Here is a 13,045-nt window from a genome sequence, read left to right on the forward strand (position 1 = left end):
TTGCCTTCGCCTTCGGCTGGACGCCCTGCATCGGCCCGGTGCTGGGACCGATCCTGACGCTGGCCGGCGGCCGCGAAACCGTGGGCGAGGGCGCGCTGCTGCTCGCCGCCTATTCGCTGGGGCTGGGCATCCCGTTCCTGATCGCCGCGCTGTTCTCAGGCGCCTTCATGCGCTTCCTCGGCAAATTCCGCGTTCACCTCGGCCTTGTCGAGAAGGCGATCGGCGCGCTGCTGGTGGTCGCCGGCGTGTTCTTCCTCACCGGCGGCGTGCAGACCGTGTCCTACTGGCTGCTGGAGAATTTTCCGGTGCTGGGGCGGTTGGGCTGAGGCTTGTCGGCGTGGGGCGAGGCACGGGATTGAGCCGCGGACCCGCCGATTAAGAGTCAGCTGCTCTACCATCTCACCGGAATTTAACCGCATTGGTGCAGCATGGCGCCACTGCTAGCATGTCTTGATTCCCAACGCATTTCATATGGTTGCCTTTCCATGAACCAGAGAACCTGCCTGTCCGTCATCCTCGCCGCCGGCGAAGGCACACGCATGAAGAGCGCGCTGCCGAAGGTGCTCCACCAGATCGCGGGGTTGCCGATGGTCGCCCATGTGGTGAAGGCGGCCGAGGCCGCTGGCGCGACCGGCGTGGCGCTGGTGATCGGTCATGGCGCCGACGAGATGCGCAAGACGGCGGCGAAGTTCGCACCTGAGGCTGAGACCTTCGTGCAGGAAAAGCGCTTGGGTACGGCGCATGCAGTGATCGCTGCCCGCGCAGCGATATCAAAGGGTTATGACGATGTTCTTGTCATGTTTGGCGACACGCCGCTGATCGATGCGGATACCCTGACGGTGGCGCGGCTGAGGTTGGCGGAAGGTGCTGCCGTCGTGGTGATCGGATTCCGCCCACCCAATCCGACCGGCTATGGTCGGCTGATCGAAAAGGGCGGCAAGCTGATTGCCATCCGCGAGGAAAAAGACTGCTCCGAAGAGGAGAGGAAAATCGGCTTCTGCAACGCCGGCATGATGGCGGTGGCCGGCGCGCACGCGCTGAAACTGCTCGACGCCGTCGACAACAAGAACGCCAAGGGCGAGTATTATCTCACTGACATCGTCGAGATTGCCGGCGCACAGGGTCTCGATGTCGTTGCCACCGAAGCCAGCTTCGAAAGTGCGCTCGGCATCAACAACCGCGCCGAACTGGCGCAAGCCGAAGCCATCTGGCAACAGCGCCGGCGCCATGAGGCGATGCTGTCGGGCGTGACGCTGATTGCGCCGGAAACAGTCTATTTCTCGCACGATACCGAAATCGGCGCCGACACGATCGTCGAGCCCAATGTCTGGTTCGGACCGGGTGTGATGGTTGCCTCGGGTGCCAAGATCCACGCCTTCAGCCATATCGAAGGCGCCACCATCGCCTCCAATTGCGATGTCGGGCCGTTCGCACGGCTGCGGCCAGGCGCCGATCTCAGGAACAAGGCCAAGGTCGGCAATTTCTGCGAGGTCAAGCAGGCCGTTATCGAGGAGGGCGCCAAGGTCAACCACCTGACCTATATCGGTGACGCGCGCGTCGGCGCTGGGGCCAATATCGGCGCCGGCACCATCACCTGCAACTACGATGGCTATTCGAAATTCTTCACCGACATCGGCGAGGGCGCCTTCATCGGCTCCAATTCCTCGCTCGTGGCACCCGTCACCATCGGCAATGGCGGCTATATCGCCTCGGGCAGTGTCATCACCGAAAGCGTTCCCGACGACGCTCTGGCCTTCGGCAGGGCTCGCCAGAAGACGATCCCCGGCAAGGGGAAGGAGTTGCGCGAACGGTTTGCTTCGGCCGCGGCGGCGAAGAAGAAGGCAGCCGGCGCCGACCATTAGCCATTGGTCGACAAGTCTGCTTTCTTGCCGAAGCAATCGAAAAAAACGAACGATTGCGGTAACCGGATTGCAAGAGCGGTCTGTCATGGTGCATGCGTGCGCAAGTGTCCGTTACACCGGACGAAATGCAATGTGACTTTCGCGGCAGGCCGGCCACCCCTAAATAGCGCTGGTTTTCCATGGGCAATCGGGGACTGTCTGCATGTGCGGTATCGTTGGAATCGTCGGCCACTCGCAGGTTGCGCCGCTCATCGTCGACGCGCTGAAGCGGCTCGAATATCGCGGTTATGACTCGGCAGGCGTCGCCACCATCGAAAAGGGTCAACTTGGCCGCCGCCGTGCCGAGGGCAAGCTGGTCAACCTCGAACGCCGGCTCAAGGACGAGCCGCTCGACGGCACTATCGGTATCGGCCATACGCGCTGGGCAACCCACGGCGTGCCCAACGAGACCAATGCGCATCCGCACTTTTCGGAGGGCGTCGCCATCGTCCACAACGGCATCATCGAGAATTTCGCCGAACTGCGCGACGAGTTGGTCCGCGACGGCTATTCCTTCTCGTCGCAGACCGACACCGAGGTCGTGGCGCATCTGGTGGCACGGGAACTCGCGAAAGGTCTGAAGCCGGTCGAGGCCGCGCACAAGGCGCTGAAGCGGCTGGAAGGCGCTTTTGCGCTGGCTATCATGTTCAAGGGCGACGAGAACCTCATCGTCGGCGCCCGCAACGGCCCGCCTCTGGCCGTCGGCCATGGCGATGGCGAGATGTTTTTGGGCTCCGACGCCATTGCGCTCGCTCCGTTCACCAATTCGATCACCTATCTCGAGGACGGCGACTGGGCGGTGGTGCGCCGCGAGAGCGTCGCCATCTTCGATATCGACGGCAAGAAAGTCGACCGCAAGCGCCAGCAGTCGCTGTCGACCAGCTTCATGGTCGACAAGGGCAACCGCCGCCATTTCATGGAAAAGGAAATCCATGAGCAGCCCGAAGTGATCTCGCACACACTGGCGCACTACGTCGATTTCGTCTCCGGCATCTCCAAGCCGCTCGACCTGCCATTCGATTTCGCCAAGATCGGCCGCCTGGCTATCTCCGCCTGCGGCACTGCGTATCTTGCCGGCCTGATCGGCAAATACTGGTTCGAGCGCTATGCTCGGCTGCCGGTCGATATCGATGTCGCGTCGGAATTCCGCTATCGCGAAATGCCGCTGTCGGCCAGCGATGCCGCCTTCTTCATCTCGCAGTCGGGCGAGACCGCCGATACGCTGGCTTCGCTGCGCTATTGCCGCAAGGCCGGCATGAAGATCGGCGCGGTCGTCAATGTGCGGGAATCGACAATGGCGCGCGAATCCGACGTCGTGCTGCCGACGCTGGCGGGGCCTGAGATCGGCGTCGCCTCGACCAAGGCTTTCACCTGTCAGTTGTCCGTGCTCGCGTCGCTTGCCGTGCGCGCCGGCGTGGCGCGCGGAGCGATCTCGAAGGAGCAAGAGAAGATCCTGGTGCGAGCGCTTTCGGAAGCACCGCGCTACGCCAACCAGGTGCTGAAGCTCGAAGAACAGATCGAACGGATCGCGCGGGAGCTGTCCCGCTACAAGGACGTGCTCTATCTCGGACGCGACACCAATTTCCCGCTGGCCATGGAAGGCGCGCTGAAGCTCAAGGAAATCTCCTACATCCATGCCGAAGGCTATGCCGCGGGCGAGCTGAAGCACGGGCCGATCGCGCTGATCGACGAGAACATGCCGGTGATCGTGATTGCGCCGCACGATCGCATTTTCGAAAAGACCGTGTCCAACATGCAGGAAGTGGCGGCGCGTGGCGGCAAGATCATCCTGATCACCGACGCCAAGGGCGCGGCACAGGTGGGCGTGAAGACGATGGAAACCATCGTGCTTCCGGATGTGCCGGAAATCATCTCGCCCATCATCTACGCGCTGCCGATCCAGATGCTTGCGTATTTCGCCGCCGTTTTCATGGGCACCGACGTCGATCAGCCGCGCAATTTGGCGAAATCAGTGACGGTGGAATAGCTATCGGCGACTCCCAATTTGCCGCCCGCAAATTTTGTATCGATCGGTGATACTTGCCCGCCGCTCTGTATCAATGTATGATACAATTAAGAGGGCGCCTCGTTGATCGTTTCGTTTAAAGACAAGGCGGTCGAAACGGTTGCCGAAGGGAAGGCGCCAAAAGGCTTTCCGCCGGGTTTGGTTGCTCGTGGCGAACGTCGTCTTCGCGCGATTGCCAACGCTGCCCAGCTGAATGACCTTCGATCGCCGCCGGAAACCATCTGGAAGCCCGGAAAGGGAGCCGCGTTGGGCAACATTCAATTCGCATCAACGACCAGTCGCGCATCTGCTTCAGGTGGACGGCTGCTGGGGCTGAAGACGTGGAGATCGTCGATTACCATTGAGCGGGCACTTGCCCTGAACCCTTGAGGACTCCTGAACTATGCTCAAGTTCGCACGTCCAGTTCATCCTGGAGAATTCCTGCGTGAAGAATATCTCGTCCCGCTCGGCATGAGTGCAGGCGCGCTGGCGAAAAAACTCAATCTTCCGCGCACCCGTATTGAACGCATTGCCAAGGAAGAGATCGGCTTGACTCCCGACACGGCCCTTCGCCTCGCCAGGTTTTTCAACACAACGCCTGAGTTCTGGATGAATTTTCAGCAGGCTTACGAGCTTGAGACTGAGGCGAAGAAGCTGGCGCCGGAACTTGAGAAGATCGCGCCGCTGGAAACAGCCGCATAATAGGACCTTTAAAAACTTCTAAAAACTTCGCAGTTCCAAAGCGCCTTCCGGTTCACTAATGTCGCGCCGCAACCCGTGCCCGGTGAACCATGTCAGACGCTTCGAAGACTTCCGGCATGACCCGGCTGAGGAACTATTTCCTCACGGGCTTCATCGTCTGCGCGCCGCTGGCGATCACCGCCTATATCGCCTGGTCCTTCATCGGCTGGGTCGATTCCTGGGTCAAACCCTATATTCCGGCGCGCTACAGTCCCGACAGCTATCTGCCGTTCCCGGTTCCGGGGTTCGGGCTGATCGTCGCGCTCATCCTGATCACGCTGATCGGCTTCCTGACGGCCAACATTGTCGGCCGCGCCATCGTCGGGTTTGGCGAGCGCCTGCTTGGCCGCATGCCGCTGGTGCGCGGCATCTATGGCTCGCTGAAACAGATTTTCGAGACCGTGCTGTCGAACAAGGGCGACATGTTCCGCCAGGTTGGGCTGGTCGAATATCCACGCAAGGGCGTGTGGTCGCTGGTGTTTGTCGCCAGCGAGAAGGAAACCGAGATCAACCAGAAGCTCGACCAGGAAGGCGATCCACTGATTGCGGTGTTCATGCCGTGCACGCCGAACCCGACGACCGGTTTCCTGATGTATGTTCTGAAGTCGGATATCGTGCCGCTCGACATGACCATCGAGGACGGCGCCAAGCTGATCGTGTCGGCCGGGTTGGTGGCCCCCGAGGTGAAGACGAAATTGGTGACGCTGAACGGTGAGCCGATCAACGGAACTTTGGCCAATCCGCCGCTAGGGCCTCATCCGGCGCGCAGGAGCCGCACGGCCTCGTCGCGGCCGAACAAATAGAGCAGGAGCCGCAGCGCCTCGCCGCGATCCGATTGCAGTTCGGGGTCCCGCGACAGGATCAGCCTGGCGTCGTCTCGGGCGGCCTCCAGCAGATCGGCATGCACGTCGATGCGCGCCACCTGGAAACCCGGCGTGCCGGACTGGCGCGTGCCGAGCAATTCGCCTTCGCCGCGCAGTTTCAGATCCTCTTCGGCGATCAGGAAGCCGTCCTCGGTCTCGCGCATCACCGACAGCCGGCGTTTGGCGGTCTCGCCAAGCGGGTCCTTGTAGAGCAGCACGCAGGATGAGGGCTTGTCGCCGCGTCCGACCCGGCCGCGCAGCTGGTGCAACTGGGCGAGCCCGAAGCGTTCGGCATGCTCGATGACCATGATCGTGGCGTCAGGAACGTCGACGCCGACTTCGATGACCGTGGTGGCGATCAGGATGCGCGTCTCGCCTTGCTTGAAGGCACGCATCGCCTCGTCCTTCTCGGCACCCTTCATGCGGCCATGGACAAGGCCGATGCGATCGCCGAACAGCGGCTTCAGCGAAGCGAAGCGATCCTCGGCCGACATTAGCTTGATTTCTTCGGATTCCTCGACCAGCGGGCAAATCCAGTAGATCTTCTGGCCATCCGCGACGGCATCGAGCATGCGGCCGACCAGCTCGTCGAGCCGTTCGAGCGGCAGGGTGACGGTGCGGATCGGCTGACGGCCGGCCGGTTTTTCCGTCAGCTTCGAGACATCCATGTCGCCGAAGGCGGTCAGCACCAGCGTGCGCGGGATCGGGGTCGCGGTCATCACCAGCATGTCGGGCGCGTCGCCCTTGGCGGTGATGGCAAGCCGCTGATGGACGCCGAAGCGATGCTGCTCATCGATGACGGCCAGGACCAGATCGTGGAAGCTGACCGTTTCCTGAAACAGCGCGTGGGTGCCGACGATGATATCGATCTCGCCGCTGGCAAGACCAGCCAGTGTTTCGGCTCGCTCGCGGCCCTTTTCACGGCCGGTCAGGATTGCGATGCGCAAGCCGACCTTGGCTGCAAGCGGGGTGATCGTCGCCAGATGCTGGCGCGCCAGGATTTCGGTCGGCGCCATCAGCGCCGCCTGGCCGCCGGCCTCGACGGCGCGTGCCATGGCCAGCAAAGCCACGACCGTCTTGCCCGAACCGACATCGCCTTGCAGCAGCCGCAGCATGCGCTCTGGATCGGCGAGATCGGCGTTGATTTCGGCGAGCGCGAATTCCTGCGAGGGAGTGAGTGAATAGGGCAGGGCCGCACGCAGCTTCTCGACGATGCGGCCATCGCCGACGAGAGGGCGGCCTGACAGGCGTCGCACCTTTGCCCGCACCAGGGCCAGCGAGACCTGGCCGGCGAGCAATTCATCATAGGCGAGGCGGCGCCATGCAGCCCCTTCGACCGCGACATCGATCGGATCGCCGGGATAATGGATACGGGTCAGCGCGTCGCCAAAGGACGGAAAGCTCTGGCGGCGCATGAAGGCATCATCCTGCCATTCCGGCAGGTCCGGCAGGCGGCCGAGCGCCTGGCCGATCGCACGGCGCAGCACCTTGCCGGACAGCCCGGCGGTCAGCGGATAGACCGGCTCGACCAGCGGCAGGTTCTCGGCTTCGCTGGCGAGTGCGATATGGTCGGGATGGACCATGGTCGGGCGTCCGTTGAACCATTCCATGCGGCCAGACACCACGACATGCTCGCCGACAGGCATTGCCTTTTCGAGATAGGCGGCATGGGCATGGAAGAAGGTCAGGCCGATTTCGCCGGTATCGTCATGGGCGTACACCCGGTAGGGCACCGACCTGTTGCCGCGCGGCGGCGGCTGGTGACGGTCTATGCGCAACTCAAGCGTCACGATAGCGCCTTCGGCCGCGAGGGCGATGCCAGGCCGATTGCGGCGGTCGATCACGGTGTGGGGCAGCACGAACAGGAGATCGCCGGCGCGCGCGGCGCGATCGCCGAGGTCGGCCGCCACGACCTTCTCGATCAGGGCACCGACCTTCGGCCCGACGCCGGCAAGCGAGGTGATCGGGACAAACAGGGGATCGAGTATGGAAGGACGCATGATGTCAGCTTATGTCGCGACGGCCGCAGCGCAAAGGCTGACACCGCCCACTATCCACGCTATATGCGCCGCTTGAAGCGAGGATGCGGCACAATGACCGGAACGAAACGATCAAGCGAGGGGCTGGACGCCCACCGCCGCAAGCTGTTGTTCCGCTCCTGGCATCGCGGCCTACGCGAGATGGACCTCATCCTCGGCACCTTCGCCGATGCCGAGATCGGCACCTTGACCGCCGAGGAAATCGACCAATATGAGAGGCTCCTCGATATTGCCGACACAGAATTCCTGCCGCTGGTCACGGGCGAACGCCCGGTGCCGGCGGAGATCGACTGTGCCGTCCTGCAAAAAATCCTGGCGTCCCGCCGGACCATGACATTCTGAACAAAAGCAATTCCAGGAAAAGTGCGAAGCGGTTTTCCGTTCGGAATTGCGATAAACAAGACCGTGATTTGATGGCTCTCATCCCCACCATTGGCTTGCCGAAGGGCCGCGCCGGCCAGTTCATCGTCGACGGTGTCGCCGACGGCTACGAGGCCTTCGCGCTGGTACAGACGGCGCTCGAAATCGCACCCGACAAGCCGGTGCTGTTCGTGGCCCGCGACGGCCAGCGCTTGCCGTCCATCATCGAGGCGCTGTCCTTCGTCGCGCCCGGCCTGCCTGTGCTGGAACTGCCTGCCTGGGACTGCCTGCCATACGACCGTGTGTCGCCCGGTTCCGATGCCGCCGCCAAGCGCCTCGATGCACTGACCGCCATGATTGCGCTGGCGAAGAAACCGCACCGTGCCGTCATTCTTACCACCGCCAACGCGCTGCTGCAGCGCATTCCGCCGGCTGAGCTTGTCGAGGCGCAGACCTTCCACGCCAGACCCGGCAACCAGATCGACATGAATGCGCTGATCGCACGGCTGGACACGTCGGGATTCGAGCGGGTGCCGACCGTGCGCGGCATCGGCGAATTCGCGGTGCGCGGCGGCATTCTCGACCTCTTCGCACCCGGTTGGACCGAGGCGCTGCGGCTTGATTTCTTCGGCGACACACTGGAATCGATCCGCGTCTTCGACGCCGCCACGCAGCGCACCACCGGCCAGCGCAAGTCGATGGCGCTGCAGGCGATGAGCGAAGTGGCGCTGACGCCGGAAACCATCAGCCGCTTCCGCCGCTCCTATATCGAAGCCTTTGGCGCGCCATCGCGTGACGACGGGCTCTACGCAGCGGTCAGCGAAGGGCGGCGCTTCGCCGGCATGGAGCATTGGCTGCCGTTCTTCTACGAGCGGCTGGAGACCGTGTTCGACTACCTGCCCGACGCACCCGTGGTTTTCGACCATCTGGCGCATGAAGCGCTTGCCGAGCGCCATACGCTGATCCTCGACCACTACGAGGCGCGCAAAAAACAGGCTGACGGGGCGCTTAGAGATGCGGTGCCCTACAAGCCGGTTGCGCCGGACCTGCTCTATCTCTCGCCGGAGAATCTCAAGACTTCGCTTGGCGAGCGCGAAGACATTGACTTTACCGTGTTCGATGCGCCCGATTTGGGGGGTAAGAAAGTCTTCCACGCCGGCTCGCGCCATGGTCGCAGCTTCGTCGAGGAGCGAGCCGATCCGAACGTCAATGTCTTCGATGTCGTCGTCCGGCACATAGCCGACGAGCGCGCGGCGCGCCGCCGCGTCGTCATCGCAGGCTGGACCGAAGGATCGCTCGACCGGCTTGGCCAGATCCTGGCCGAGCACCATCTCGGCAATCTCAAGCAGGTCGAGACGCTGGCGGAGGCTGAACAGCTCGAGCCGGGACAGGCCGCATTGGCGGTTTTGCCGCTGGAATCCGGCTTTGAGACCGAACAGCTGGTGGTTGTCGCCGAACAGGACATTCTGGGCGACCGGCTGATCCGCCGCTCGAAGCGCAAGAAGCGCGCTTCCGATTTCATTGCCGAGGCCTCGGCCTTGTCGGCCGGTGACATTGTCGTCCATACCGACCATGGCATTGGCCGCTTCATTGGCCTGCGCACCATCGAAGCGGTCGGCGCGCCGCATGATTGCCTGGAAATCCACTATGCCGGCGACGACCGGTTGTTCCTGCCGGTGGAAAACATCGAGCTGCTGTCGCGCTACGGCTCCGACACAGCCGAGGCGACGCTGGACAAGCTCGGCGGCGGCGCCTGGCAGTCGCGCAAGGCCAAGCTGAAGCGACGCCTGCTCGATATGGCCGGGCAACTGATCCGCATCGCCGCCGAGCGTCAGATGCGCGCCGCGCCGGCGCTGGTGCCGGCCGAAGGCCTCTATGACGAGTTTGCCGCCCGTTTCCCTTACGAGGAAACCGACGACCAGCAGACGGCCATCGACTCGGTGCGTGGCGACCTTGGTGCCGGCAAGCCGATGGACCGGCTGATCTGCGGCGACGTCGGCTTTGGCAAGACCGAAGTGGCGCTGCGCGGCGCCTTCATCGCGGCGATGGAAGGGTTTCAGGTCGCGGTGGTGGTGCCGACGACGCTGTTGTCGCGCCAGCATTTCAAGACATTCTCGCAGCGTTTCTCAGGGCTTCCCATTCGTGTCGCCCAGGCCTCGCGGCTGGTCGGTGCCAAGGATCTGGCCGAGACCAAGAAGGGCATCGCCGAAGGGCAGGTCGATATCGTTATCGGCACCCATGCGCTGCTCGGTTCCGCCATCTCGTTCAAGAATCTCGGCCTGCTGATTATCGACGAGGAGCAGCATTTTGGCGTCAAGCACAAGGAGCGGCTGAAAGACCTGAAGACCGACGTCCATGTGCTGACGCTGTCGGCGACGCCGATCCCGCGCACGCTGCAGCTGGCGCTGACGGGCGTGCGCGAACTGTCGCTCATCGCCACGCCGCCGGTCGACCGCATGGCGGTACGCACCTTCATCTCGCCGTTCGATCCCTTGGTGATTCGCGAGACGCTGCTGCGTGAGCGTTACCGTGGCGGGCATTCTTTCTATGTCGTGCCTCGTATCAGCGATCTGGCGGAAATCAATGATTTCCTGAAGGAATCCGTTCCCGAACTGAAGGTGGCGGTGGCCCACGGCCAGATGCCGCCGGGCGAACTCGACGACATCATGAACGCCTTCTACGACGGCCAGTACGACGTGCTTCTGTCGACCACAATCGTCGAATCCGGCCTCGACATCCCGACCGCCAACACGCTGATCATCCATCGCGCCGACATGTTCGGCCTGTCGCAGCTGTATCAGCTGCGCGGCCGCGTCGGGCGCTCGAAGGTGCGCGCCTATGCGCTGTTCACCCTGCCGGCCAACCGCAAGCTGACCGACACCGCCGAGCGCCGGCTGAAGGTGCTGCAATCGCTCGACACGCTGGGCGCCGGTTTCCAGCTCGCCAGCCATGACCTCGACATCAGGGGCGCCGGCAATCTTCTCGGCGAGGAACAGTCCGGGCACATCAAGGAGGTCGGCTTCGAGCTCTACCAGCAGATGCTGGAGGAGGCGGTGGCCGAGGTGAAGGATTCCGGCGAGGTCCAGGATGGCGGCTGGTCGCCGCAGATCGCCGTCGGCACCGCCGTGATGATCCCGGAAGGCTACGTGCCGGACCTGCAGCTCAGGCTGGCGCTCTACCGCCGTCTCGGCGATCTCGAAAACACCGAGGAAATCGACGCCTTCGGCGCCGAGCTGATCGACCGTTTCGGCGCGCTGCCGGAGGAGGTGAAACATCTCCTCAAGATCGTCTTCATCAAGGCGCTCTGCCGCAAGGCCAATGTCGAGAAGCTCGATGCGGGGCCGAAGGGCGTCGTCATCCATTTCCGCAAGCGCGAGTTTTCGAACCCCGTCGGGCTGGTCAAGTATATTGGCGAGCAGGGATCGCTGGCCAAGATCCGGGCCGACCATAGCGTGGTCTTCACCCGCGACTGGCCGACGGCGGAGAAGCGTCTGGCGGGCTCGGCTGTCGTCATGACGCAACTGGCGAAGTTGGCTGAGAAGACGGCCTGATCTCACCTTTCGGGGCGTCCTGGGGGCGTCAAGCCATTCGCCAGCACCGAAATTCCGGTCTAGAATAGGAAATCGGCTTCGTGTATGGAGCCGCCACCCCATTTAGGGGCTGGAAATGGCGGGCAAGGTGTTCGCCGGAAAGAGCGTTGGGTGCAGCGATGACGAAATGGTCGCCGAATTCGTGGAGAGCAAAGCCGATCAAGCAGGTTCCCGCTTATCCGGACCTTGCCGCGCTGAAGAACACGGAAGCCCAACTCGCCACCTTTCCGCCGCTGGTCTTCGCCGGCGAGGCGCGCAAGCTGAAGAAGCAGCTGGCGACTGTTGCCGCCGGTGAAGCCTTCCTGCTCCAGGGCGGCGACTGCGCCGAGAGTTTTGCCGAACATGGCGCGGACAATATCCGCGACTTCTTCCGCGTCTTCCTGCAGATGTCGGTCGTGCTGACCTTCGCCGGTGCGCAGCCAGTGGTGAAGGTTGGCCGCGTCGCCGGCCAGTTCGCCAAGCCGCGCTCGTCCGACAACGAGACTAAGGGCGAGGTGACGCTGCCGAGCTATCGCGGCGACATCATCAATGGCATCGAATTCGACGCGAAATCACGCATTCCCGATCCCGCCCGCCAGGAAATGGCTTATCGTCAGTCGGCGGCGACGCTCAATCTTCTGCGTGCCTTCGCGCAGGGCGGCTATGCCAACCTGGAGAATGTGCATCGCTGGATGCTCGGCTTCGTCTCCGACAGCCCGCAGGGCGAGAAATACGAATCGCTTGCCAACCGCATCACCGAGACCATGGATTTCATGCGCGCCGTCGGCATTACGTCGGAAACCAATTTCGCGCTGCGCGAAACCGACTTCTACACCAGCCACGAGGCGCTGCTGCTCGGCTACGAGGAGGCGCTGACCCGTGTGGATTCGACCTCCGGCGACTGGTACGCCACGTCGGGCCATATGATCTGGATTGGCGACCGCACGCGCCAACCCGACCATGCGCACGTCGAATATTGCCGCGGCATCAAGAACCCGCTCGGCCTGAAATGCGGTCCGTCGCTGACGCCGGACGGCTTGCTGGAACTGATCGATCTGCTGAACCCCGAGAACGAGCCGGGGCGATTGACGCTGATCGCCCGCTTCGGTTCCGACAAGGTTGCCGACCATCTGCCGAAGCTGGTGCGCGCGGTGCAGAAGGAAGGCCGCAGCGTGGTCTGGTCGTCGGACCCGATGCATGGCAACACGATCGAAGCGGCCGGCTACAAGACGCGGCCCTTCGACCGCATCCTGAAGGAGGTGCAGACCTTCTTCGAGGTGCACCGCGCCGAAGGCACGCATCCAGGCGGCATCCATGTCGAGATGACCGGCAAGAACGTCACCGAATGCACCGGTGGCGCGCGCGCCATCACGGCCGAGGAGTTGCAGGACCGCTACCACACCCATTGCGATCCGCGCCTCAATGCCGACCAGGCGATCGAACTGGCGTTCCTGGTCTCGGACCTGTTGAAGAAGAGCCATCCGGTGCAGCACAAGCAGGTCGCGAACGGCTGAGCCTGGCCAATTGGATCGATAAGGCAAAGGCGCCTGGGAACCCCGGCGCCTT

8 protein-coding genes and 2 pseudogenes are annotated in these 13,045 nt (G+C 63.1%); 9 read left to right on the plus strand and 1 reads right to left on the minus strand.

What is annotated here, in order from left to right; translation table 11 throughout:
* The 6 genes and pseudogenes from O7A61_RS14400 to O7A61_RS14425 all read left to right on the plus strand — a co-directional run.
* A pseudogene (locus tag O7A61_RS14400) lies at nucleotides 1–326 on the plus strand (cytochrome c biogenesis protein CcdA); the annotation flags it as partial.
* 159 nt (nucleotides 327–485) lie between these two features.
* A complete protein-coding gene (gene glmU, locus O7A61_RS14405; RefSeq protein WP_337130375.1) occupies nucleotides 486–1,862 on the plus strand; it encodes a bifunctional UDP-N-acetylglucosamine diphosphorylase/glucosamine-1-phosphate N-acetyltransferase GlmU in 1,377 nt (458 codons plus the stop codon).
* Between the two features lie 202 nt (nucleotides 1,863–2,064).
* On the plus strand, nucleotides 2,065–3,888 hold the full coding sequence (gene glmS / locus O7A61_RS14410) for a glutamine--fructose-6-phosphate transaminase (isomerizing) (RefSeq protein ID WP_337130376.1): 1,824 nt from the start codon (nucleotides 2,065–2,067) through the stop codon (nucleotides 3,886–3,888).
* A gap of 102 nt (nucleotides 3,889–3,990) precedes the next feature.
* Nucleotides 3,991–4,271: pseudogene (locus tag O7A61_RS14415) on the plus strand (type II toxin-antitoxin system RelE/ParE family toxin).
* Between the two features lie 38 nt (nucleotides 4,272–4,309).
* Nucleotides 4,310–4,609 carry a HigA family addiction module antitoxin gene (locus O7A61_RS14420; protein ID WP_337109222.1) on the plus strand — a complete coding sequence of 100 codons (300 nt, stop codon included), beginning with the start codon at nucleotides 4,310–4,312 and terminating at the stop codon, nucleotides 4,607–4,609.
* Between the two features lie 89 nt (nucleotides 4,610–4,698).
* Nucleotides 4,699–5,451, plus strand: coding sequence for a DUF502 domain-containing protein (locus tag O7A61_RS14425; protein WP_140503612.1), 753 nt, complete (start codon nucleotides 4,699–4,701; stop codon nucleotides 5,449–5,451).
* On the opposite strand, the gene recG is transcribed toward O7A61_RS14425, so the two are convergent.
* Nucleotides 5,403–7,511, minus strand: a complete 2,109-nt coding sequence (gene recG / locus O7A61_RS14430) for an ATP-dependent DNA helicase RecG (protein WP_337130377.1) — start codon at nucleotides 7,509–7,511, stop codon at nucleotides 5,403–5,405. The two genes, O7A61_RS14425 and recG, sit on opposite strands and share 49 nt — an antisense overlap.
* Before the next feature lie 93 nt (nucleotides 7,512–7,604).
* Here recG and O7A61_RS14435 point away from each other — a divergent pair, with 93 nt between their 5' ends.
* From O7A61_RS14435 to O7A61_RS14445, 3 genes are all read left to right on the plus strand, one after another.
* The gene (locus O7A61_RS14435; RefSeq protein WP_027146380.1) at nucleotides 7,605–7,892 is read left to right on the plus strand and encodes a succinate dehydrogenase assembly factor 2; all 288 of its coding nucleotides are present in this window, start codon (nucleotides 7,605–7,607) and stop codon (nucleotides 7,890–7,892) included.
* A gap of 71 nt (nucleotides 7,893–7,963) precedes the next feature.
* Nucleotides 7,964–11,461 carry a transcription-repair coupling factor gene (gene mfd, locus O7A61_RS14440; protein WP_337130378.1) on the plus strand — a complete coding sequence of 1,166 codons (3,498 nt, stop codon included), beginning with the start codon at nucleotides 7,964–7,966 and terminating at the stop codon, nucleotides 11,459–11,461.
* Between the two features lie 158 nt (nucleotides 11,462–11,619).
* Complete coding sequence (locus tag O7A61_RS14445; RefSeq protein ID WP_027146378.1) at nucleotides 11,620–12,993, plus strand: class II 3-deoxy-7-phosphoheptulonate synthase; 1,374 nt, start codon at nucleotides 11,620–11,622, stop codon at nucleotides 12,991–12,993.
* Nucleotides 12,994–13,045 lie beyond the last annotated feature (52 nt).

This window comes from Mesorhizobium sp. Cs1321R2N1, from assembly GCF_037179725.1.
Taxonomy (GTDB): Bacteria; Pseudomonadota; Alphaproteobacteria; order Rhizobiales; family Rhizobiaceae; genus Mesorhizobium; species Mesorhizobium salmacidum.

Bases quoted from the DNA above. Each gene is read 5' to 3' on its own strand.
- glmS (WP_337130376.1), top strand. From the start codon at position 2,065: ATGTGCGGTATCGTTGGAATCGTCGGCCACTCGCAGGTTGCGCCGCTC.
- O7A61_RS14445 (WP_027146378.1), top strand. From the start codon at position 11,620: ATGACGAAATGGTCGCCGAATTCGTGGAGAGCAAAGCCGATCAAGCAG.
- recG (WP_337130377.1), bottom strand. From the start codon at position 7,511: ATGCGTCCTTCCATACTCGATCCCCTGTTTGTCCCGATCACCTCGCTT.
- O7A61_RS14420 (WP_337109222.1), top strand. From the start codon at position 4,310: ATGCTCAAGTTCGCACGTCCAGTTCATCCTGGAGAATTCCTGCGTGAA.
- glmU (WP_337130375.1), top strand. From the start codon at position 486: ATGAACCAGAGAACCTGCCTGTCCGTCATCCTCGCCGCCGGCGAAGGC.
- O7A61_RS14425 (WP_140503612.1), top strand. From the start codon at position 4,699: ATGTCAGACGCTTCGAAGACTTCCGGCATGACCCGGCTGAGGAACTAT.
- mfd (WP_337130378.1), top strand. From the start codon at position 7,964: ATGGCTCTCATCCCCACCATTGGCTTGCCGAAGGGCCGCGCCGGCCAG.
- O7A61_RS14435 (WP_027146380.1), top strand. From the start codon at position 7,605: ATGACCGGAACGAAACGATCAAGCGAGGGGCTGGACGCCCACCGCCGC.